Here is a 21,890-nt window from a genome sequence, read left to right as displayed (position 1 = left end):
GTGCGGGCCTTGTCGTATCTGGGATTTACCAGTCCAGGGTGATGGCACTGTGAAAACGCCGCTCTTGCCCGGTGACCGGGTCGATAAACCGCACGCCCTGGGCCAACAGTTTGAGGGGGTTGGCGTAGTCGTCCACGGCATCCTTGATCACGTTCGGGTAGAACGGGTCGTTGCAGATGCTCGCGCCGAGCGCAGTCATGTGCACGCGCAGCTGGTGCTTCTTGCCGGTCACAGGGAACAGGCCGTAACGCCACAGGTCGCCGTTCTTCTCCCGCACTTGCACACCCGTTTCGGTGTTGCTGGCACCCTCGCCTTCCTGCATGCGGAAAAACGGTTCGCCATCCACCAAGCGGCTTTTGTGGACTAACGGAAACGTCAGCCCAGGCAAGGCCGGGGCGATGGCTTCGTAGAATTTGTCGATCTGACGTGTGGGAAAAAGCTGCTGATAGGCCGCGCGGCTGGCCGGGTTGGCGGAGAACAGCACCAGGCCCGCGGTGTGGCGGTCGATGCGATGCAGCGGCACCAGCGATGGGTTGTCCAGGCGGCGGATCAGACGGCGCAGCAAGGTTTGCTCGACGTACTCACCGGCCGGGGTCACGGGCAGGAAGTGCGGTTTATCCGCCACCACCAGGTGCTCGTCGGCGTACAGGATGGTTTCCTGCACGGGGATCGCTTTTTCGTTCGGTACTTCACGGAAGTAGTAGATACACAGGCCCTCTTTGTAAGCGAGGTCCTGGAGAATCGGGCCGCCGTTGATATCCAGCACGCGGCCACGGGCGATGCGGTCCAGCCACTGTTCACGGCCGATCGCCGGGAAGTGCTCGCACAGGCAATCGAGCACGGTCGCCCACGGGCCGGGCGGCAAGTACAAGGTGCTGGCTTGGTGCTGGGATGCGGAAAAACCGGAAGTGGACATGCCGATGCTCAAAGCCTTGGAAAAAACCGGCGGCCATTATCCCGCATGAAGCGGGATTCGGCCTAGGGCCGATCTCAGGCCTTGGCCAATTCGGCCCGCAGCACCTTTGAGGCACTGGCCGCCTCGGTAAACTCCTTGAGCCAGCGCAGCACGTCCACCGCTTCCCAGCGGCCCGGATCGTACAAGGCGTAGAGCAAACCCTGGTAACCCACCACGTCCAACTGCTTGTGGTAACCGGCGCGCTGGAACAACGCTTCGATCTCGGCAAAGCAGGTATTGAAATGCACTTTGTTAAACGGCGTCTTGCCTTCCGTGACCAGGCCATCGAGGCGCAGCTCGTTCACCGCATCGCGCACGACGTCGGCAGACATGCGATTGACGCTGCTTTTCAGTTGTTCAACATTCACCACGGGCGTTCCCTCTATTCAATCGCTGTACAAACATACAGTAACTTAATATTTGGAAACCCGCCATCGCATAAACCTCAGCGAAGAAAGGTGACAACCTGTTCAATGTCGAACGGCCAGTCCAGTTCCGCCCCCGTGTCCACCCGTCGAAGCACCGGAATTCTCAGGCCGTAGACCTCGGTCAGGTCGTCGGGGTCGGTGATATCCACCAACTCAACGAGCAGCCCCTGTCCGACGACGAACGGCATGATTACCGCCTCAGCAATCTCACACAAATGGCAACCCAGGGTGCCGAACAGCTGGCATTCAGGAAGCATGGCAATTGGACCTCGCAAGAGACGAGCGATCATTCTAAAGCCGCCCTCCCGCTGTGACCCACAAAAAAAACTGACCCAGATCAGCATGACCTATAACTGAATCAGCGATTCTCGCGGCTTTTTGTCCGCTCACCCCTGCAACGGAGCTGCTCGTGTTCGCCAACCTGCTGATCATTCTGGCCTCATCCCTGGTGGTGATTGCGCTGTTTCGCCGGCTGCAACTGCCGCCCGTGCTCGGCTATCTGTGTGTGGGCCTGGCCGTGGGGCCTACTGCTCTGGACTGGGTGAACGACAGTGAAGAACTGCCCGACCTCGCGGAGTTGGGCGTGGTGTTCCTGCTGTTCTCCCTGGGCCTGGAGTTTTCCCTGACCAAGATGCTGGCACTGCGCCGTGTGGTATTTGGCCTGGGCAGTTTGCAAGTGCTGGGTTGCGCGGTGCTGCTTGGCGGTTTGTTGATGGCCCTGGGCGTGGCGCCCGGCATCGCCTTGCTGCTCGGCGCAGGGCTGGCGTTGTCGTCCACGGCGATCGTCAGCAAGGAGCTGACCAGCCTCGGGGAAATCTTCAGCAGCCATGGGCAGAACGCGATTGGCGTGCTGCTGTTCCAGGACGTGGTGGCCGTGTTGCTGTTGACCCTGGTGCCCGTGTTTGCCGGCAGCAGCGACCAAGCCTGGTACTGGGCCCTGCCGTTGACCCTGGGTAAAACCGTGGTGCTGTTCGTGGGTTTGCTGCTGGCCAGTCGCTGGTTATTGCCGCGTCTGTTTCATGAAGTCGCCGCCTCCCATTCGGCCGAGCTGTTTGTGCTGCTGGCGCTGGTGATCGTGTTGCTCACCGCCTGGTTGACCCATTTGCTCGGCCTCTCCCCTGCCCTCGGTGCGTTTCTGGCCGGCATGTTGCTGGGCGAAAGCCATTATCGTCACCAGATCGAAGCGGATATCCGACCGTTTCGCGACGTCCTGCTGGGGCTGTTTTTCGTCAGCATCGGCATGCTCATCGACCTGCAGCTGTTCCTCAGCCATGGCCTGTTGATCCTCGGCCTGACCCTCACACTGATGTTGGTCAAGGGCTGCCTGGTCGCCGCATTGGTCAAGCTGCGCGGCAGCGACAGTGAAACCGCCTGGCGCAGCGGCCTGGCCCTGGCCCAAGGCGGGGAGTTCTGTTTTGCGCTGATGGCGCAAATGCAGCAAAGCCGGCTGATCCCGGACCAGTTCAATGGCTTGCTGCTCGCCGCGACCTTCTGCTCGATGCTGCTGACCCCGCTGCTGTTACGCGCCGCGCCCGCCATTGCGCTGCGCCTGCACCGCAAACCCAACCAGCAAGTGCAGTTGGAAACCATCAGTGCTCTCAACGCGCAATTGCAGGGCCATGCGGTGATCTGCGGGTATGGCCGGGTCGGTCAGTCCATCGGGCGTTTTCTGCGTCGCGAGCGACAGGCGTTTATTGCGCTGGATGACGACCCGGAACGAGTGCAGGAAGCCGCTACCGAGGATAGCAGCGTGCATTACGGTGATTGCCGTCGCGGCGCCTTGCTCAGCGCGGTCGGCCTTGAGCGTGCGCGGTTGGTGGTGATTGCGGTGGACAACAGTGACGTCGCGCTGCTGGTGTTGAAGGAGGCGCGGCGGATCAACCCCGAAGTGCCGATTCTGGTGCGCACGCGCGATGACAGCCAGTTGGCCGAACTGAAAGCGGCGGGCGCCAGCGAAGTGGTGCCCGAGCTGTTGGAGTCGAGCCTGATGCTTGCCTCCCACGCCTTGACCCTGCTGGGGTTACCGGACCAGCAGGTGCAGGCGCGGGTCGCTGAAGTGCGGCATGACCGCTACAGCTTGCTGCATGGTTTTTACGCGCACCCCAACAGCGAAGACGAGGCGCCGATCAATCCTGACTGACCGCGCCGATCTTGTGGATCGACAGGTCCGCACCGTAGTACTCCTGCTCCTGGCTCAGGCGCAGCCCGCTTGCGCGCTTGATCACGCCGTACACCAGCAGGCCGCCGCCAAACGCCACGGCCACGCCGAGGCCGGTGCCGATCAACTGGCTGATCAGGCTCACGCCGCCCAACCCGCCCAGCGCCGTCTGGCCAAAGATGCCGCAGGCGATGCCACCCCATACGCCACACAGACCATGCAGCGGCCACACGCCGAGCACGTCGTCGATCTTCCAGCGATCCTGAGCGGCGATAAAGCACCACACAAACAGCCCGCCCGCGACAACACCAGTGATCAGCGCGCCCACCGGGTGCATCAGATCGGAACCGGCGCAGATCGCCACCAGCCCGGCCAGCGGGCCGTTGTGCAGGAAGCCGGGGTCATTGCGACCGATCACCAGTGCAGCAACGGTGCCGCCGACCATCGCCATCAGCGAGTTGACCGCCACCAGGCCACTGACGCCGCTCAGGGTCTGCGCACTCATCACGTTAAAGCCGAACCAGCCGACGATGAGGATCCACGAGCCCAGCGCCAGGAACGGAATACTCGACGGTGCGAAGGCCACCAGGCGCCCTTCACGGTAGCGTCCATTACGCGGGCCCAGCAGCAATACCGCCGCCAGCGCCAGCCAGCCGCCCATGGCGTGCACCACCACGGAACCGGCGAAGTCATGGAAACTGGCGCCAAAGGTGGCGAGCAACCAGGCTTGCAAGCCGAAATTGCCGTTCCACACCATGCCCTCAAAGAAGGGGTAGATAAACGCCACGATCAACGCAGTGGCACACAACTGCGGAGCGAACTTTGCGCGTTCGGCAATGCCCCCGGAAATAATCGCCGGGATCGCCGCGGCAAACGTCAGCAGGAAGAAGAACTTCACCAAGCCATAACCGTGGTCGGCGCTGATCACGGCCGCCGGTTGCATGAAGCTCACGCCATAGGAGATCCAATAGCCTATAAAGAAGTAGGCCAACGTGGAGATGGCGAAGTCGCTGAGGATCTTCGACAGCGCGTTGACCTGGTTTTTCTGGCGCACCGTGCCGACTTCGAGAAACGCGAAGCCTGCGTGCATGGCCAGTACCATGACCGCACCGATCAGGATAAACAGGGTGTTGGAGCTGTGGACCAGCGTGTCCACCGCGCTTTGCAGATTTTCCATTGAGGTTGGCAGGCCTGTATAAGGCAAAAAAGCACCAAAGCGGTTCAAGCCTGGGTTGCGCGCACTAAATTGGCACCGACGGCACCGCCCCTCTGCAGAGGGCGTGAACCGCTTTAGCGCAGCGATCAACCTCAAAGGCCTTCGCCGACAGGGTTTTTCCGCGAGTTTCAGTTATTTAAGGTAAGGTTTTTGAGGGCTTGAGGCCTTACCGCCCAGCTTCAGCGCAGGCCTCGCGACCCGCGCACCAAGGCAAAGCAAAAGCTGTACCAGACAATTGCACTGAACCTTCACCGATGCCGGTGACTCGAAACCACACGTACAGATCAGCCCATCACGGAGATAACCATGGCCAGAAAAACAGCTCAGACCGCCCAAGAAATACTGATGGCGGATTTTAAAACCCTGGTCAGTGACACCGAAAAGTTGCTGGACGACACCGCGATCCTGGCCGGCGATCAGGCTGACGAATTGCGCAGCAAGATCCACGAAAGCCTGCTCAAGGCCCGTGAAACCCTGCAAGTGACCGAAGACTCCCTGCGCGAACGCGGCCAGGCGGCGGTCACCGCCACTGAAGATTACGTGCAGACCAACCCTTGGCAGGCAGTGGGCATTGCCGCCGGCGTGGGCTTTCTGATCGGTCTGCTGGCTACAAGGCGCTAACACTATGTCTATCGGCGAAAGCGGCTCGTCCACGGGCACAAGTTCAACCTCACGACGCCTGGGCGCAGCCGTTCTAGGCTTGCTGCACAGCCACGTCGAACTGTTTGGCATCGAATTGCAGGAACAGAAGGCGCGCACCGTCAGCCTGCTGTTGTTTGCGGGCTTGGCGCTGGTGTTTGCCCTGCTGTTGCTGGTGGGGCTGTCGACGCTGGTGATGATTCTGGTATGGGACACCGGCTATCGCCTCACCGGGATCATCTGCCTGTGCGTGTTCTACACCCTTGCTGCCGCGTTCTGCGGCGTGCGCTTGAAAGCGGCGGTGTTCGATGAGTCCACACCCTTCCACGCCACGCTCGAAGAGCTGGCCAATGACCGGGAGCGCCTGCTGCCATGAGCCTGACTGAAATCCCCCACACCACCTCCCGCCGGGAAATGCGCAAGGCATTGATCCGCCTGCGCATGGAAATGCACCGCCAGGAGATCCGTCACGAGTCCCAACAACTGATGGCGCCCCTGCACAAAGTCCGCGACATGCGCCACAACTGGCAGGACAGCCTGGGCATCAAGCACGCGCCGCTGTGGGGCGTGGCGGCGGTAACGCTGTTGGGCTTCTTTACCGGCAAGGGCGCCAAGAGCGGCAGCCTCAGCAGCCTGACGCGCCTGGTGCGGTTGGGCGCCGGTTTGATCCCGCTGATCAAATTGGCGATGGCCGGCGCTTCGCGTAAAGGCTGAGCCCTGCTGGCTGCATTCTTGCAGACAGAATCGGCCCGCCCCTCATCAACGAGGGCCGGGCCTTTTTTTCGCCACCTCGCTTAAGGAGGCCCCGTGATCGACGGGCAACCGCTCGCCTGCTTCCAGCCGTTCATCGATACCGCCACCGGGCGCATTGCCGGCGTCGAGGCCCTGGGGCGTCTACGCCAGGCGGATGGCCGCTTGCAGTCCGTGGGCCCGCTGTTCGACGACCCGCGCACACCGGGCGTGGCCTTGCGCCGCCTGGACCGGCAGATTCGCGACAATGCACTGAGCCGCCTACATGAGGCCCCCGAAGACTGGTTCCTGAGCCTGAATATTTCGCCGCGCTGGATTAACCGCCTGCGCCCGGGCCAGGCGCTGCCGAGCCTGAAACAGATTCACCGGCACGGCGTCGACCCTGCGCGCATCGTGTTCGAGATCACCGAGCTGGGCGGAGACATCCAACGCCTGGCCGACGTAGTGACGCGCTATCGCGAGGCGGGCGCACGTATCGCCATCGACGACTTTGGCGCCGGCTACTCCCAACTCGACCGGGTGCTGGCGCTGCAGCCCGATATTCTCAAGCTGGATATGCGCCTGTTCCAGGCGGCCGCGCGAGGCGGGCCCAGCAGCGACGTGGTGCGGGCGCTGGCGCAGATGGCGGAAAAGACCGGGTGCTGGATCATCGCCGAAGGCGTGGAAACCGAGGCTCAACTGAGCTTCGCCCTGGAATGCGGCTCGCGGTACGTGCAGGGCTATCTGTTTGCCCAGGCGCAGCTGGACTGGTTCGCCGCCGACGCCTTCGTGCCGCGTTTTGCCCAGCTGCGCACGGCGTATGTCCAGCAGAAACTGGCGGAACGCGGACGCACCATGCAGTTGCGCCAGCAATTGGCCGAATTGATGAACATCCTGCAAACCTGGGCCCAGGACCAGGCGCCGCTTGCGCAGTTGCCGCAACTGCCGGCCTTCCCCTGGTTGCTGCGCTTTTACCAGTGCGACCGGCATGGCACACAGTTGACGCCCAACTTCGAATGGCGCCAGGACGCCTGGCAGGCCGACAGTCGCTACCTGGGCCACAACTGGTCATGGCGCCCGTATTTCTATCACCTGCTGGCCGAAGGCTGGGAGGAGCGACGCCTGACCCTGTCGTCGACCTACCGCGACGCCACCACGAACCAGTACTGCCTCACCGCCGGACAATTCTTCGATAACGGTCAGCGTTTACTGTTAATCGATATCGACGCGGTCGGCCTGTAGATTTTCGCTTGCCCAGGCCGCGCCGAACCGGGAAGCTGGGCGGGTCATTCACCGTACGGAGAGTACCCGCCTTGGATTGGCCCACCCTGCTGACCCGCGAACGTCTTGGAAAGCCGCTGCACAGCCCGGAAGAACTGGGGCGCAGCCCGTTTCACAAAGACCATGACCGCATCATTTTTTCCGGCGCGTTCCGCCGCCTGGGACGCAAGACCCAAGTGCACCCGGTGTCGAGCAACGACCATATCCATACCCGTCTGACCCATTCCCTGGAAGTCAGTTGCGTGGGCCGCTCCCTCGGCATGCGCGTCGGTGAAACCTTGCGCAGCGCCCTGCCCGACTGGTGCGACCCGAGCGACCTGGGCATGGTGGTGCAGTCGGCGTGCCTGGCCCATGACATCGGTAACCCACCATTCGGGCATTCCGGCGAGGACGCGATCCGCCACTGGTTCCAGCAGGCGGCCGGGCGCGGCTGGCTGGACGACATGAGTACCGCCGAGCGCAATGACTTTCTCAATTTCGAAGGCAACGCGCAGGGCTTTCGCGTACTCACCCAGCTGGAATACCACCAGTTCGACGGCGGCACCCGCCTGACGTACGCCACCCTGGGCACCTACCTGAAATACCCCTGGACCGCTCGCCACGCCGACTCCCTGGGCTACAAGAAGCACAAGTTCGGCTGTTATCAGAGCGAACTGCCGATTCTGGAACAGATCGCCCACAAGCTCGGCCTGCCGCAACTTGAAGAACAACGCTGGGCCCGTCATCCGCTGGTGTACCTGATGGAGGCCGCCGACGACATTTGCTACGCCCTCATCGACCTGGAAGACGGCCTGGAAATGGACCTGCTGGAATACGCCGAAGTCGAATCCCTGCTGCTTGACCTGGTGGGCGACGATCTGCCGCAGACCTATCGACAACTGGGCCCAATGGACTCGCGTCGCCGCAAGTTAGCGATTCTGCGTGGCAAGGCCATCGAGCACCTGACCAACGCCGCGGCACACGCGTTCGTCGAACAACAGGACGCCTTGCTGGCCGGCACCCTGCCGGGCGATCTGGTGGAGCACATGCATGGCCCGGCCAAACGCTGCGTGCTGGATGCCAAGGACATGGCACGCAAGAAAATCTTCCAGGACAAGCGCAAGACGCTGCATGAAATCGGCGCCTACACCACCCTGGAGATTCTCCTGAACGCGTTTTGTGGCGCCGCCCTGGAGCAGCATGGCGGCCGTACGCCATCATTCAAGAACCGACGCATTCTCGATCTGCTCGGCAACAACGCACCGGACCCTGCCTGGCCTTTGCACAAGTCGTTCCTGCGCATGATTGACTTTATTGCCGGCATGACCGACAGCTACGCCACCGAAATGGCGCGAGAGATGACAGGACGGTCCAGCCCGCAATAACCTGCCGAAAGCGCCGCCTGCTCCCTGAAAGGAATCTGCCTACAACGGGAACAGAGCGGCCTGATCGAATTCGCACAAGTATCCGAGGAATAATCGCGCACGCTCCGGGCAAATTTGGCGAACTACTCCTACATGCCCCCCATCGATGCTTGACTCACCGGGTGCCTTCCATGCCCAGTTATCCCCTTCGCATCCTGCTGGTGGAGGATCATCCCTTTCAATTGCTGGCCAGCCAGTGCCTGCTCAAGAGCTTCGGCTTCGAACAATTGACCCTGGCGGAGAACTCCGAACAGGCAATCCGTTGTATGAGGCAGGCCGAGGCCCCGTTCGATGTACTGTTGTGTGACCAGTGCCTGCCTGACTTACCCGGGTTGGAATTGATCGAAATCGCCATCCACGGCGGTTTTGCCGGCAACGCCATCCTGCTCAGCGGACTGCCGGTGGCGGAATTGTCACTGTTGCATGCCCAGGCCCTGGCACGCGGCCTGCCATTGCTTGGCTATTTGCCAAAACCGCTGAACAACGATGAACTTTCACAACTGATACAACCTTTACTCACACTACAAGTGTAGGACTTTAAACATATTGACCCGTCGAAAAGTGCTCGACTAACCGCCATTAAATGCCTGGCTTCCTGATTTGGCCACGCGGCCGGCCAAGCGCTGACAAACCACCTCACAAAGCCTTGGCAACCGGTAGGCCATTACCTTTTTTGCTGTAGGAAATCTCCTGTTTTATATCTACTCGGCCTTGGCTTCATGCTCCTGGCACCGCTTCTGAGCTAATGTGCCCGCTTTATTTACACCTGCATGGAACGTGACTATGAACACCGTTTTTATTATCGACGACCACCCGGTTATAAGGCTCGCCATCCGGATGTTGTTGGAGCACGAAGGCTACAAAGTAGTGGGAGAAACGGATAATGGCTGCGACGCCATACAAATGGTTCGCGAAAGCCTGCCGGACCTGATCATCCTGGATATCAGTATCCCCAAACTCGACGGGCTCGAAGTGCTCTGCCGCTTCAACGCCATGAATACCACCATGAAAACGCTGGTGCTGACGGCCCAGTCCCCCACCTTGTTCGCGACTCGCTGCATGCGCTCGGGCGCCGATGGCTAAGTGTGCAAGGAAGGCGACCTGAGCGAACTGCTGAGCGCCATCCGCGCGGTGCTGTCAGGCTATAACTACTTTCCCAGCCAGGCCTTGACCACTCATGGCGCAGACGGCAGGGAACTTGAACTGTTCAAGGCCGTCAACGATCGCGAACTAATGGTATTGCAACTTTTTGCTCAAGGTCGTACCAACAAGGAAATCGCCAAGGGCATGTTCTTGAGTAATAAAACCGTAAGTACTTATAAAAAACGACTCATGCAAAAACTTCAAGCCAAGTCCTTGGTAGAACTTATCGAGATGGCAAAACGAAACGCGCTAGTGTGAGAAAGCGGATGCCCAGATGTATAAAGGACTATCTGATTATATTGAGTGCCGGCTTGTGCTTCAGTACGGCCGTGCCTGCAAATCATCAAACGGGCCCGGAACACTTTAACTTATTGAGTCGCGCAGGTTCGGTACAACTGGAACCCCATCTGAACAGGACGCAACGCCTGTGGCTGCAAAACAAACGCGAACTGGTCCTGGGCACAGCGTCCCCCGACTACCCACCCTTTGACCTCACTTCCAGCGGACGCGACTACGAAGGCTTCACCGCCGATTATGCCGGGCTGCTGAACAAGGCACTGGCCCTGCCGGTAAGAGTGTTGCGCTATTCCTCGAGAGAGGCTGCCATCCGCGCCCTTGAAGCGGGGGATATCGATCTGCTGGGTTCCTCCAACAGCTTCGAGGCGGCAAACCCCAACCTCAGCCTGTCTGAGCCCTATGCCCCCGACCAGCCGGTGCTGGTGACCCGCGAAGGCGAAACCCGCAGCCTGAGTGATGGATTGGCGGGGCTGCGCCTGGCTCTGGTCTATCACTATCTGCCCATGGGCGAGGTGGAAAAGCTTTACCCCAAGGCAATCATTCGCGCCTATCCGTCGTATCAGAACGCATTGAATGCGGTGGCGTTCGACCAGGCTGACGTATTCCTCGGCGACACCATTTCCACCCATTACATGATCAACAAGGGCTACCTTAAAAACATCCGCATGGCCAACTTCGGTAAACATGAAGCCTATGGCTTCAGTTTCGCCATGCCCCAGCACCAGACCATCCTGCTGAGTATCGTCGACGCCGTACTGATGAGCGTGCCCACCAGTGAACGGGAAGCCATCGCCAAGCGCTGGAGTGCCGGCAGCGATATCCTGCTGACCGACCACAAACTGCAACTGACGCCCCGCGAAGAACGCTGGCTCAAAGACCACCCGGAAGTCAGCGTGGTGGTAAACGAAGCCTATGCGCCGCTGACATTCTTCGACGCCAACGGCAATTTTCGTGGCATCACGGCCGATCTGCTGGAATTGATTCGCCTGCGAACCGGGTTACGCTTCAAGATCGTGCGCGGGCGCGATGTGAACACGATGATCGATCAGGTCGAGGCCGGCAAAGTCGACATCATCGGCGGTATCGTCCCCAGCGCCGAACGCGAAACCCAACTGGATTTCAGTCGTCCTTACCTGGAGAACTCCTACGTCATGTTGACGCGCAAGGAGGCCCAGGCACCCACCGGCCTGGAAGAAATGGCGGGCAAGCGCCTGGCGGTGACGCAAGGCAGCCCACTGATAAAGTTTCTGCGCGACAGCTTTCCGAAGATCGAGCTGGTAGAGACGGGGGATACCTTCAAGTCGACTGAACTGCTGGTCAACGGTCACGTGGACGGCGCGGTGAATACCCTGGTGATCGCCAACTATTTCCTGTCCTCACCGATGTTCCAGGACAAGGTTCAAATCAGCTTCAGCATCGGCACGATGCCTGCCACGTTCGCGCTGGCCACTTCACGCCGCGCCACCGAGCTCAGCTCGATTCTCGACAAGGCCCTGCTCAGCATCGCCCCGGATGAACTGGGGGTGATCAACAGCCGCTGGCGGGGCTACAGCGCCGCCGGCGACAGTTATTGGCGCGACTATCACCAACTGATCGCTCGCATCATCATCGGCACCGGGCTCTTGTTGCTGATTTCCCTGACCTGGAATGCGTACATGCGCCGCCAGATCAAGCAACGCAAAATGGCCGAACGCGCCCTCAACGACCAGTTCGAGTTCATGCGGGCCCTGGTCAATGAGACCCCGCACCCGATCTACGTACGTGACCGCCAGGGCCTGCTGCAGACCTGCAACGACAGCTACCTGCAGGTGTTCGACGTCAAGCGCGAAGACGTCATTGGCAAAAGCGCGATGCAGATCAGCACGGCCCTAGCGGCAGAAGCGGCGCAATACCATGCCGACTATCAGCGCGTGGTGGCAGAGGGCAACCCGTTGATCCTGGACCGTACCCTGCATATCCGCGGAAAAAAACTGACGATCTACCACTGGATCCTGCCGTACCGCGACTCCATTGGCGAGGTACAGGGCATCATCGGTGGCTGGGTCGACATCAGTGAGCGACGCCAGTTGTTCGATGAGCTGCGTGCGGCCAAGGAACGCGCCGACGAGGCCAATCGTGCCAAGAGTACCTTCCTCGCCACCATGAGCCACGAAATCCGCACACCGATGAACGCCGTGATCGGCATGCTGGAGCTGACCCTGAAACGCGCCGACCAGGGCCATCTCGATCGTCCGGCCATTGAAGTCGCCTACAACTCGGCCAAGGACCTGCTGGAGCTGATCGGCGATATCCTCGACATCGCGCGCATCGAGTCCGGGCGCCTGAGCCTGGCACCGGAACGCGTAAACCTGAGAGAGGTCATCGCCTCGGTGGTGCGTGTGTTCGATGGCCTGGCACGCCAGAAAACCCTTAGCCTGCTGTTGGAGTTCAAGCCCGACCTTGACGACACCGAAGTGTTGATCGACCCGCTGCGCTTCAAGCAGGTGCTGTCGAACCTGGTGAGCAACGCGATCAAGTTCACCGAGCGCGGCCAGGTAAAGATCAAGGTAGAGGTCCTGCCCACCGACCTGCCGCAACAGATCGAGATGAAACTGGTGGTGGAAGACACCGGCATCGGCATCAGCCGGGAAGACCAGATGCGCCTGTTCGAACCCTTTGCCCAGGCCGACAACTCCGGGCAACTGGCCAGGAGCGGCGCAGGCCTGGGACTGGTGATCTGCCGCAGCCTGTGCGCCATGATGGGCGGGCAACTCAGCCTGAGCAGCGTGCCGATGGTGGGTACCCAGGTGCATGTCAGCCTGAAGATGATTCGTCTGCAGCCGGCGCTGGCGGTGGATGAGTTCACCCCCGAGGTGCCCGCGGCCGCGACGGTACTCAATGTGCTGGTGGTGGACGATCACCCGGCGAACCGCCTGTTGATGTGCCAGCAGCTGGGCTACCTCGGCCATCACTTCACCGCCGCTCAAAACGGCGCCACCGGTTTCCAGGCCTGGCGCCAGCAACACTTCGACCTAGTCATCGCCGACTGCAACATGCCCATCATGAACGGTTACGAGCTCAGTCGCTCGATCCGCGAATACGAGCAGCGCGAGCAACTGACGCCCTGCGTGGTCCTGGGATTTACCGCCAATGCCCAACCCGAAGAGAAACAGCGCTGCGCCCAGGCCGGCATGAACGACTGCCTGTTCAAACCCATCAGCCTCACCGCGCTGGAGCGGCAACTGGCACAGATCAGTCCTCAACCGGTCGGCGAGTCGTTCGATCTCGGCAACTTCGACACGCTCACAGGCGGCGACCCACAGATGAGCCGGCGCCTGCTCGAAGAGCTGTTGAGCAGCAGTCGCCAGGATCGCCAGGACCTGCTCGCCTTGCTGGCGGCGCAGGCTTCGCTCCAGGACATTATCGAGCAGGCCCACAAGATCAAGGGCGCAGCCCGTATCGTCCAGGCCCGTGCATTGGCCTCGCAATGCGAAACCCTCGAGCAGGCGTGCGCACGCGGCGATGAGCCAGCGCTGATCGAAGCGGCCGTGAAATCCCTGGAAAAGCTGATGCTGGAACTGGAAAGGGAGCTGCAGGTACAACTGCGTGGGCTGGACGGCGAATAAGGGGCGGCGACCGCCCCTCGTGCCTCAGCAGTCGGTCAAGCGCAGGAAAATCGACGCCAGTTGTTCGATGCCCACCTGGTCCTGCTGGGTAAAACGCGCCAGTGAAGGGCTGTCGAGGTCAAGAACGCCAATCAATTGGCCGTTCTTGACCAGCGGCACCACCAGTTCGCTGTTGGACGCACTGTCACAGGCGATGTGGCCGGGGAACGCGTGCACGTCATCAACGCGCTGGGTTTGTCGCGACGCCGCGGCCGCACCACATACGCCGCGGCCAAAAGGGATACGCACACAGGCAATCTGGCCTTGGAACGGACCAAGCACCAGTTCTTCATTGCGATTGAGGTAGAAGCCGGCCCAGTTCAAGTCATCCAGCTGGTTGAACAGGAATGCCGAAAACTGCGCACTGTTGGCGATGAAATCCCGTTCATCGGCCAGCAACGATTCCAGTTGTGCGCAGAGCATGGCATAGCCGTCCAGGCCGGTGCCGGCGTGTTGCAGATCGATCATGGTTGACGCTCCAGCAATTTAAGGCCCACCCAGTAACGGGCGAATTGATAAGCACAACGGCCGTTGCGGTTGCCGCGGCCGGTCGCCCAGCGCACGGCGAGAATGTCGAGGGCTTCGTCGCGCTGCCATGGCAAGCCGGCCTTGCCCGCCAACTCGCCGATCCAGTGCTCCACCACCGCCAGGAAATGTTCCTGGGTAAATGGGTAGAACGACAGCCACAAGCCGAAGCGGTCGGACAGGGCGATCTTGTCTTCCACCGCTTCGCTGGGGTGCAATTCGCCGTCCACGCGTTTCCAGTTCTCATTGTCGCTCTGGTTTTCCGGCACCAAGTGGCGGCGGTTGGACGTGGCATACAGCAGCACGTTTTCCGGGGCCTGTTCCAGGGAGCCGTCGAGCACACTCTTGAGCACGCGGTAGTCGCCTTCGCCGGCGTCGAACGAAAGATCATCACAGAACAGAATAAAACGCTGCGGCAGCTTGACCAGTTGCTCGACCACACGCGGCAGGTCGGCAAGGTGGTCACGCTCGATTTCGATCAGGCGCAAACCGGCCTGGCAATGCTGGGCCAGCAAGGCACGTACCATGGACGATTTGCCGGTGCCGCGCGAGCCCCATAGCAACGCATGGTTGGCGGGCAGGCCATCGAGGAATTGGTGAGTGTTGCGCGCCAGGGTTTCACGTTGCGTGTCCACGCCGATCAGGTCGGACAGGCGCATGTCCAGGCTCACGTCCAGCGGCATCAGGAAACCGCTGCGGCCCTCACGCTGCCAACGGGCGGCCAGGCACTGGTTCCAGTCGATGGCCTGGCGTGGCATGGGCAACAAGGGTTCCAGACGGGCGAGCACGGCGTCGGCTCGCTCAAGAAAGGCATTCAATCGAGAATCCACACTTATTCCTCTGGCAAGTTCTTGCAAAAGATGGCGTATTGGCAACCCTGCGGCAGATCACATCAGGCTGCGTAAAAACAGAATTATGCCGGGCAGGCCAGAGCGTGTGGATGTTCAGCTATGCTTGCCGGGCGAAGGGAAACGTGAAGTGGTTCAACACTCGATGGATATCAAGTTCGCCCACCGCTTGTCTTATAAACAAGCCCGATTGACTGTGCTGGTCGGTTTCGTCTTGGGAACCTTGCTCAGCCTGATCCAGATCGGCATTGATTATGCCAGCGAAGACGCATCCATCAACCGTGAAATTCGCTCACTGATCGAAATCAGCCATAACCCGGCGTCACGCATCGCCTACAACATCGACGCTGAACTGGCCCAGGAACTGACCCTGGGCCTGCTGCGCTCCCCCGCCGTCATTCGCGCGCAGTTGATCGACAACAACGGCGTGGTACTCGCCGACGTAGGCCACCCGCGCAAGGAAAGCACCTATCGGCCGCTCAGCGACTTCCTCTTCGGTGCCAACCGCCAATTCGAAGACCGCCTGTTCCTCAGCCACATGCCCGACGAGTCCCTCGGCGTGCTGCGCCTGGACGTCGACACCTACGCCTTCGGCAGCCGTTTCCTGCGTCGCGCCGAGATCACCCTGCTCAACGGGTTCGTGCGCAGCCTGCTGCTGACCGGCATTCTGCTCGGACTGTATTACGTGATGCTGACCCAGCCGCTGGTGCGGCTCATTGGCGAACTGAGTACGCGTAAAAACACGCGACTGGACTGCCCACCGGGCCACGAAAACGATGAAATCGGCGTGCTGGTGAACGTGGCCAACCAGCAATTCGAAACCATGGAGACCGAGATCCAGCAACGCCGTCATGCCGAGGACCGTCTCACCGAGTACCTGGGCCAACTGGAAGACATCGTCTCCGCGCGCACCCTTGAGCTCAAGGCCAGCAACCAGCGCCTGAGCCAGTCCAACGATGAGCTGGAGGCCGCGAAAATAAACGCCTTGGGGATGGCCCAGGCACGGGCGGCGTTTCTGGCCAATATGAGCCACGAAATCCGCACCCCGCTCAATGGCCTGCTGGGCATGATCGCCCTGTCACTCGATAGCCCGCTGAACGCCGAACAGCGCCAGCAGTTGTCCATCGCCCATGACTCCGGCAAGGTCTTGGTGGAGTTGCTCAACGATATCCTCGACTTGTCCAAGTTCGACGCCGGTCAGCTGGAGCTCGAGCGCATCCCGTTCGATCTGGGCTCGTTGGTGGAAGACACCGCCAACCTGCTCTCGCAAAACGCCGCCCCCAGCGTGGAACTGACCTGCCTGATCGACCCGCAGTTTCCCGCCCAGGTATTGGGCGACCCGACCCGGGTGCGGCAGATCGTCAGCAACTTGCTGTCCAATGCCTTGAAGTTCACCCGTTTCGGACGGGTGGACGTGCGCCTGAGCAGCATTGATGACACGGTGAGCATTGAAGTCTGCGATACCGGCATCGGCATTGCGCAGGACGCGCAGATGAAGATCTTCCAGCCGTTCACCCAGGCCGGCGCCGGTATCACCCGCCAGTTTGGCGGCACGGGGCTGGGCCTGGCGCTGACGTATAACTTGTGCGAAGCGATGAAGGGGCGCTTGAGCATCAGTTCGGAGGTGGGATTCGGCAGCCAGTTCTGTGCGCAACTGCCGTTGCCGGCGCACCTGCCGGCATCACCGCAGGCGCCATTGGCAGGCGATGTCATTGTGATTACCGGGCAAAGCAGCGGCCTGGCCGAATTGCTGACCACCCTGTTGCCCTATTGGGGACTCAAACCGCGTTGCTACAGCATCGATGACGACTTGAGCGCACAGCATCCCGACCTGTTGATCACCGACTGCCCGGAATGCCTGTTCCGCCTGCGGCCGGGCATCACCGCGCCGATTCTGGTAGTGACTGCCTACGGCAACTTCATGCCGAGCGAAGAGGTGGCGGCCCTCGCGCCCTTGCAGCAACAGGCCCGGCCATTGAGCCGCAATGCGTTGTACCAGATCCTGCAGCGCAACCTGCGCAGCGACACCCAGCCAGTCCTCGACCCGGTGCAACTGGACGCCGCGCCTCTTGCGCGCCGTGCGCGCATCCTGCTGGTGGAGGACAACCCGGTGAACCAACTGGTGGCCAAGGGCATGCTCGGCAAGCTGGGCTGCGAAGTGATTGTGGCCGCCCACGGCGGTGAAGCGCTCAAGCTTCTGGAAGAACAGCCCTTCGATATGGTGCTGATGGACTGCAACATGCCGGTGATGGATGGCTACGAAGCCAGCCGGCAGATCCGTCGCAGCGGGCGCTGGCCGGATCTGCCGATTGTCGCCTTGACCGCCAACGCCATGGCCGAAGAACGCGAACGTTGTCGGGCCGCCGGCATGAATGACTACCTGGCCAAGCCCTTCCGGCGTGAAGAACTCAACGCGCTGTTGGACCTGTGGGTGCCGACGACGACACCGCTGTGATTTGCACCATCAGTTGATCCAGGCCCTCGCGCAAGGCGTCGGCGCTGTTGAGGTCGATGCCGCTGTCGCACAACAGACGGGTCTTGAGGGCAAGGGTCTGGTCGCGCAGTTCTACACCGCTGTCGCTCAGGCCCAGATGCACTTCCCGCTCATCCCTGGCGCTGCGCCGGCGCGTCACCCAGCCAAGCTGTTCCAGGCGCTTGAGCAACGGCGTCAGGGTGCCCGAGTCGAGCATCAGGCGTTCGCCAAGTGCCTTGACCGTGGGCTGTTGCGCGCCTGTGTCGCGCCATTCCCATAGCACCAGCATCACCAGGTATTGCGGGTAGGTCAGGCCCAACTGGTCGAGCATCGGTTTATAGGCGCGGGTCACCGCCCGCGAGGCGGCGTACAGCTTGAAACACAGCTGGTTGTCCAGGGCCAGGGAAAGGGTCGGTAAAGAGGTCATTTGAGCAGGGCTTCGATCTCTTGGGTCAAGTCCTGCGGCTTGGTGGTCGGGCCAAAGCGCTTGACGACCTGGCCGTCGCGACCAATGAGGAACTTGGTGAAATTCCACTTGATGCCTTTGGAGCCCAGCAGCCCTGGCGCCGATTTCTTAAGTTGCACAAACAACGGGTGGGCGTCGCTGCCATTGACGTCGATCTTCTTGAACAGCGGAAAGCTCACGCCGAAATTCAGCTCGCAAAATTCGGAAATCGCACCTTCGTCACCCGGCTCCTGTTTGCCGAACTGGTTGCAGGGAAAGCCCAGCACCACCAGGCCCTGATCCTTGTACTGCTGCCAGAGCTGCTCAAGGCCCTTGTACTGCGGGGTAAAACCGCATTTGCTGGCGGTATTGACCACCAGCACGGCCTTGCCGGCGAAATCGGCCAAGGTCTTTTGCTCACCCTTGATGGTGGTGCATGGGATGCTCAGCAGGTTGTTGCTCATGGCAGTGCCTCGACGTAGAAAAGAGGCAAACCATAGCGAGCGATTCAGTTGCGTGCAATTCAATTGATCGCAATGATGGTAGCCGATAAGCCCGGTTCTATCGATGAGAGGGCGGTGCGACGATTCGACTTGCCCCCTCCCACCTTGCATCAAGTGAGGCCTAGCGCGGCACCAGGTCCAGGCACACCGAGTTGATGCAGTATCGCAACCCTGTCGGCGGCGGGCCGTCCGGGAACACGTGGCCCAGGTGCGCGTCGCATTTGGCGCAGGTGACTTCGGTGCGGATCATGCCGTGGCTGACATCACGGATCTCGACCATCGCGCTGTCGGCGATCGGCTCAAAGAAGCTCGGCCAGCCGCAGCCCGAATCAAACTTGGCCTTGGAATCGAACAACGGTTCATTGCAGCAGATGCAGTGGTAAACGCCGTCGGTCTTGGTGGCATTGTACTTGCCGCTGAAAGGTCGCTCGGTACCCTTGAGACGGCACACGTTGTACTGCTCCGGATCGAGCATGGCTTTCCATTCTTCAACGGTCTTCTGCAACTTTTCCATCGGTACACCTCGGCAACTGAAAAAGCCTGATCTGTGTCTTTTCCATGGATCAGGCGGCACGTATGATTGCGCCTCGTCAAAACGCCAGTCTGGCACCCGCGCTATCGGCATTCAAACGTATTTATGGGTGCGGGCCTCGCAGGTTTCACAGTACGGTAGTGTCCATGCCGTCTGGATCGTTCATTTTCAGGATCACATCGCCATGCAGGTCAGCAAATCGAACAAGCTCGCCAACGTCTGCTATGACATTCGTGGCCCGGTGCTCAAGCACGCCAAACGTCTGGAAGAGGAAGGCCACCGCATCCTCAAGCTGAACATTGGCAACCCGGCGCCCTTTGGTTTCGAAGCGCCGGACGAAATCCTCCAGGATGTGATCCGCAACCTGCCGACCGCCCAGGGCTACAGCGACTCCAAAGGCCTGTTCAGTGCGCGCAAGGCAGTGATGCAGTACTACCAGCAAAAGCAGGTGGAAGGTGTCGGCATCGAAGACATCTACCTGGGCAATGGCGTTTCCGAGCTGATCGTGATGTCCATGCAGGCGCTGCTCAACAACGGCGATGAAGTGCTGGTACCGGCGCCGGACTACCCGCTGTGGACTGCTGCCGTGACCCTGGCCGGCGGCCACCCCGTGCACTACCTGTGCGACGAAGGCGCCGACTGGTTCCCGGACCTGGCCGACATCAAGGCCAAGATCACCCCGAACACCAAGGCGCTGGTAATCATCAACCCGAACAACCCTACCGGCGCCGTTTACTCTAAAGAAGTGCTGCTGGGCATGCTCGAACTGGCCCGCCAGCACAACCTGGTGGTGTTCTCCGACGAGATCTACGACAAGATCCTCTACGACGACGCCGTACACGTGTGCACCGCCTCCCTGGCGCCGGACCTGTTGTGCCTGACCTTCAACGGTCTGTCCAAGTCCTACCGCGTGGCAGGGTTCCGCTCCGGCTGGATCGCCATCTCCGGCCCCAAGCACAATGCCCAGAGCTACATCGAAGGCATCGACATGCTGGCCAACATGCGCCTGTGCGCCAACGTGCCGAGCCAGCACGCGATCCAGACCGCACTCGGTGGCTACCAGAGCATCAACGACCTGATCCTGCCCCAAGGCCGCCTGCTGGAACAACGCAACCGCACCTGGGAACTGCTCAATGCGATCCCGGGCGTGAGCTGCGTAAAACCCATGGGCGCGCTGTATGCCTTCCCACGGATCGACCCCAAAGTCTGCCCGATCCTCAACGACGAGAAGTTCGTGCTCGACCTGCTCTTGTCGGAAAAGCTGCTGGTGGTCCAGGGCACCGCGTTTAATTGGCCATGGCCGGACCACTTCCGCGTGGTGACCTTGCCGCGAGTGGATGACCTGGACATGGCCATTGGTCGCATCGGCAACTTCCTCAAGTCCTATCGCCAGTAACCGAAATGACGTCGTACCGGCCTTCTGGGTCGTACGGCGATTATCTGGCAACACTTCTCTGGAGTGCGCGGCCTGAAACGCGACGATAGCCCCGTGCCAGCCGCCCTCCCCTAGTGTTCACGGGGGGGCGACGCACTCGATGGCTGACCGGGCAGGGGATTGGAGGTAGGAAAATCCCTTCAAAGTGCTACATTTCAGCTGTAGGACACAGTTTGAAATAGTCGCCCGGTTGAATCACCCCATGCCGCACCTTATATACCCCGCAGTAAGCGACATATTAAGCATGAGGAGAACTCTACAACCATGATGCGCATCCTGCTGTTCTTGGCCACTAACCTGGCGGTTGTACTGATTGCCAGCGTCACCCTGAGCCTTTTTGGCTTCAATGGGTTCATGGCGGCCAACGGGGTTGATCTGAACCTCAATCAGCTGCTGATTTTCTGTGCGGTCTTTGGTTTTGCCGGCTCGCTGTTCTCACTGTTCATCTCCAAGTGGATGGCGAAGATGAGCACCAGCACCCAGATCATCACGCAACCACGCACACGCCACGAACAATGGCTGATGCAGACCGTGGAGCAGTTGTCTCAAGAAGCAGGCATCAAAATGCCCGAAGTGGGGATTTTCCCTGCTTATGAGGCCAACGCCTTCGCCACGGGTTGGAACAAGAACGACGCCCTGGTGGCCGTGAGCCAGGGGCTACTGGAGCGTTTTTCGCCCGACGAAGTAAAAGCCGTGCTGGCCCACGAGATCGGCCACGTCGCCAACGGCGACATGGTCACCCTCGCGCTGGTGCAGGGCGTGGTGAACACCTTCGTAATGTTTTTTGCGCGGATCATCGGCAACTTCGTCGACAAAGTGATCTTCAAAAATGAAGAAGGTCGCGGCATCGCCTACTTCGTGGCAACCATTTTTGCCGAAGTGGTGCTGGGTTTCCTGGCCAGCGCAATCGTGATGTGGTTCTCGCGCAAACGCGAGTTTCGCGCAGACGAAGCCGGTGCGCGGCTGGCGGGCACCGGCGCAATGATCGGCGCGCTGCAACGCTTGCGCTCCGAACAGGGCATGCCGGTGCACATGCCGGACAGTCTGACTGCCTTCGGCATCAACGGCGGAATCAAGCAGGGCCTGGCGCGCATGTTCATGAGCCACCCGCCACTGGAAGAACGCATCGAAGCATTGCGTCGTCGCGGCTGATAGACAGGCGACTCGACAAGGGGCGATAGGATCGCCCCTTTTTTGTGGGTGCCGATACCGTCATCGCACCGGTATGAACAACGC

The 21,890-nt window shown here is 60.6% G+C and carries 20 protein-coding genes and 1 pseudogene; 12 read left to right on the top strand and 9 right to left on the bottom strand.

What is annotated here, in order from left to right; genetic code table 11:
• Window positions 1–25: 25 nt before the first annotated feature.
• From PSH66_RS09190 to PSH66_RS09180, 3 genes are all read right to left on the bottom strand, one after another.
• Entirely contained in the window at window positions 26–916 is an 891-nt protein-coding gene (locus PSH66_RS09190; protein ID WP_305428867.1) for a pseudouridine synthase, read from the bottom strand.
• A gap of 74 nt (window positions 917–990) precedes the next feature.
• On the bottom strand, window positions 991–1,326 hold the full coding sequence (locus PSH66_RS09185; RefSeq protein ID WP_003172759.1) for a hypothetical protein: 336 nt from the start codon (window positions 1,324–1,326) through the stop codon (window positions 991–993).
• A 74-nt stretch (window positions 1,327–1,400) separates the two neighbouring features.
• Entirely contained in the window at window positions 1,401–1,640 is a 240-nt protein-coding gene (locus PSH66_RS09180; protein ID WP_042945630.1) for a glutaredoxin family protein, read from the bottom strand.
• Between the two features lie 152 nt (window positions 1,641–1,792).
• Between PSH66_RS09180 and PSH66_RS09175 the strand changes: the two genes are divergently transcribed.
• Entirely contained in the window at window positions 1,793–3,523 is a 1,731-nt protein-coding gene (locus PSH66_RS09175) for a monovalent cation:proton antiporter-2 (CPA2) family protein (protein ID WP_305428866.1), read from the top strand.
• Here PSH66_RS09175 and PSH66_RS09170 read toward each other — a convergent pair.
• Window positions 3,510–4,718 (bottom strand): ammonium transporter, encoded by a 1,209-nt coding sequence (locus PSH66_RS09170; RefSeq protein WP_042944396.1) that lies wholly within the window; start codon window positions 4,716–4,718, stop codon window positions 3,510–3,512. The genes PSH66_RS09175 and PSH66_RS09170 overlap by 14 nt on opposite strands.
• 345 nt (window positions 4,719–5,063) lie before the next feature.
• On the opposite strand from PSH66_RS09170, the gene PSH66_RS09165 reads away from it, so the two are divergent.
• From PSH66_RS09165 to PSH66_RS09130, 8 genes and pseudogenes are all read left to right on the top strand, one after another.
• Window positions 5,064–5,378, top strand: coding sequence for a YqjD family protein (locus tag PSH66_RS09165; RefSeq protein WP_003172755.1), 315 nt, complete (start codon window positions 5,064–5,066; stop codon window positions 5,376–5,378).
• A gap of 4 nt (window positions 5,379–5,382) precedes the next feature.
• Window positions 5,383–5,772, top strand: a complete 390-nt coding sequence (locus tag PSH66_RS09160) for a phage holin family protein (protein WP_003172754.1) — start codon at window positions 5,383–5,385, stop codon at window positions 5,770–5,772.
• Window positions 5,769–6,110 carry a hypothetical protein gene (locus PSH66_RS09155; protein ID WP_003172753.1) on the top strand — a complete coding sequence of 114 codons (342 nt, stop codon included), beginning with the start codon at window positions 5,769–5,771 and terminating at the stop codon, window positions 6,108–6,110. Before PSH66_RS09160 ends, PSH66_RS09155 begins: the two co-directional genes overlap by 4 nt.
• A gap of 93 nt (window positions 6,111–6,203) precedes the next feature.
• Window positions 6,204–7,367, top strand: a complete 1,164-nt coding sequence (locus tag PSH66_RS09150; RefSeq protein WP_141063741.1) for an EAL domain-containing protein — start codon at window positions 6,204–6,206, stop codon at window positions 7,365–7,367.
• Between the two features lie 71 nt (window positions 7,368–7,438).
• Window positions 7,439–8,770: a deoxyguanosinetriphosphate triphosphohydrolase gene (locus tag PSH66_RS09145; RefSeq protein ID WP_003172751.1), complete on the top strand. Its 1,332-nt coding sequence runs from the start codon at window positions 7,439–7,441 to the stop codon at window positions 8,768–8,770.
• Between the two features lie 170 nt (window positions 8,771–8,940).
• Window positions 8,941–9,342 (top strand): response regulator, encoded by a 402-nt coding sequence (locus tag PSH66_RS09140; RefSeq protein ID WP_003172750.1) that lies wholly within the window; start codon window positions 8,941–8,943, stop codon window positions 9,340–9,342.
• Window positions 9,343–9,592: 250 nt separating this feature from the next.
• Window positions 9,593–10,210: pseudogene (locus PSH66_RS09135) on the top strand (response regulator).
• A gap of 8 nt (window positions 10,211–10,218) precedes the next feature.
• On the top strand, window positions 10,219–13,854 hold the full coding sequence (locus PSH66_RS09130) for a transporter substrate-binding domain-containing protein (RefSeq protein ID WP_141063742.1): 3,636 nt from the start codon (window positions 10,219–10,221) through the stop codon (window positions 13,852–13,854).
• A 24-nt stretch (window positions 13,855–13,878) separates the two neighbouring features.
• Here PSH66_RS09130 and PSH66_RS09125 read toward each other — a convergent pair whose 3' ends face one another.
• Complete coding sequence (locus tag PSH66_RS09125; protein WP_003172747.1) at window positions 13,879–14,361, bottom strand: GAF domain-containing protein; 483 nt, start codon at window positions 14,359–14,361, stop codon at window positions 13,879–13,881.
• The gene (locus PSH66_RS09120; protein ID WP_003172746.1) at window positions 14,358–15,248 is read right to left on the bottom strand and encodes an ATP-binding protein; all 891 of its coding nucleotides are present in this window, start codon (window positions 15,246–15,248) and stop codon (window positions 14,358–14,360) included. Before PSH66_RS09120 ends, PSH66_RS09125 begins: the two co-directional genes overlap by 4 nt.
• Before the next feature lie 163 nt (window positions 15,249–15,411).
• On the opposite strand from PSH66_RS09120, the gene PSH66_RS09115 reads away from it, so the two are divergent.
• Window positions 15,412–17,721 carry a response regulator gene (locus PSH66_RS09115; RefSeq protein ID WP_305429596.1) on the top strand — a complete coding sequence of 770 codons (2,310 nt, stop codon included), beginning with the start codon at window positions 15,412–15,414 and terminating at the stop codon, window positions 17,719–17,721.
• Here the strand turns inward: PSH66_RS09115 and PSH66_RS09110 are convergent.
• From PSH66_RS09110 to msrB, 3 genes are all read right to left on the bottom strand, one after another.
• Window positions 17,675–18,166, bottom strand: coding sequence for a MarR family winged helix-turn-helix transcriptional regulator (locus PSH66_RS09110; protein ID WP_305428863.1), 492 nt, complete (start codon window positions 18,164–18,166; stop codon window positions 17,675–17,677). The two genes, PSH66_RS09115 and PSH66_RS09110, sit on opposite strands and share 47 nt — an antisense overlap.
• Window positions 18,163–18,648 (bottom strand): glutathione peroxidase, encoded by a 486-nt coding sequence (locus PSH66_RS09105; protein WP_003172744.1) that lies wholly within the window; start codon window positions 18,646–18,648, stop codon window positions 18,163–18,165. Before PSH66_RS09105 ends, PSH66_RS09110 begins: the two co-directional genes overlap by 4 nt.
• Window positions 18,649–18,808: 160 nt before the next feature.
• A complete protein-coding gene (gene msrB, locus PSH66_RS09100) occupies window positions 18,809–19,201 on the bottom strand; it encodes a peptide-methionine (R)-S-oxide reductase MsrB (RefSeq protein ID WP_003172743.1) in 393 nt (130 codons plus the stop codon).
• Between the two features lie 202 nt (window positions 19,202–19,403).
• Between msrB and PSH66_RS09095 the strand changes: the two genes are divergently transcribed.
• Together PSH66_RS09095 and htpX are read left to right on the top strand one after the other, a co-directional pair.
• Window positions 19,404–20,615, top strand: a complete 1,212-nt coding sequence (locus tag PSH66_RS09095; RefSeq protein ID WP_003172741.1) for a pyridoxal phosphate-dependent aminotransferase — start codon at window positions 19,404–19,406, stop codon at window positions 20,613–20,615.
• A 303-nt stretch (window positions 20,616–20,918) separates the two neighbouring features.
• Window positions 20,919–21,806, top strand: coding sequence for a protease HtpX (gene htpX, locus PSH66_RS09090; protein WP_003172740.1), 888 nt, complete (start codon window positions 20,919–20,921; stop codon window positions 21,804–21,806).
• Window positions 21,807–21,890 lie beyond the last annotated feature (84 nt).

Source organism: Pseudomonas sp. FP597, assembly GCF_030687435.1.
GTDB classification, from domain to species: domain Bacteria; phylum Pseudomonadota; class Gammaproteobacteria; order Pseudomonadales; family Pseudomonadaceae; genus Aquipseudomonas; species Aquipseudomonas lactucae.
This window is presented reverse-complemented; position numbering and strand designations above follow the sequence as displayed.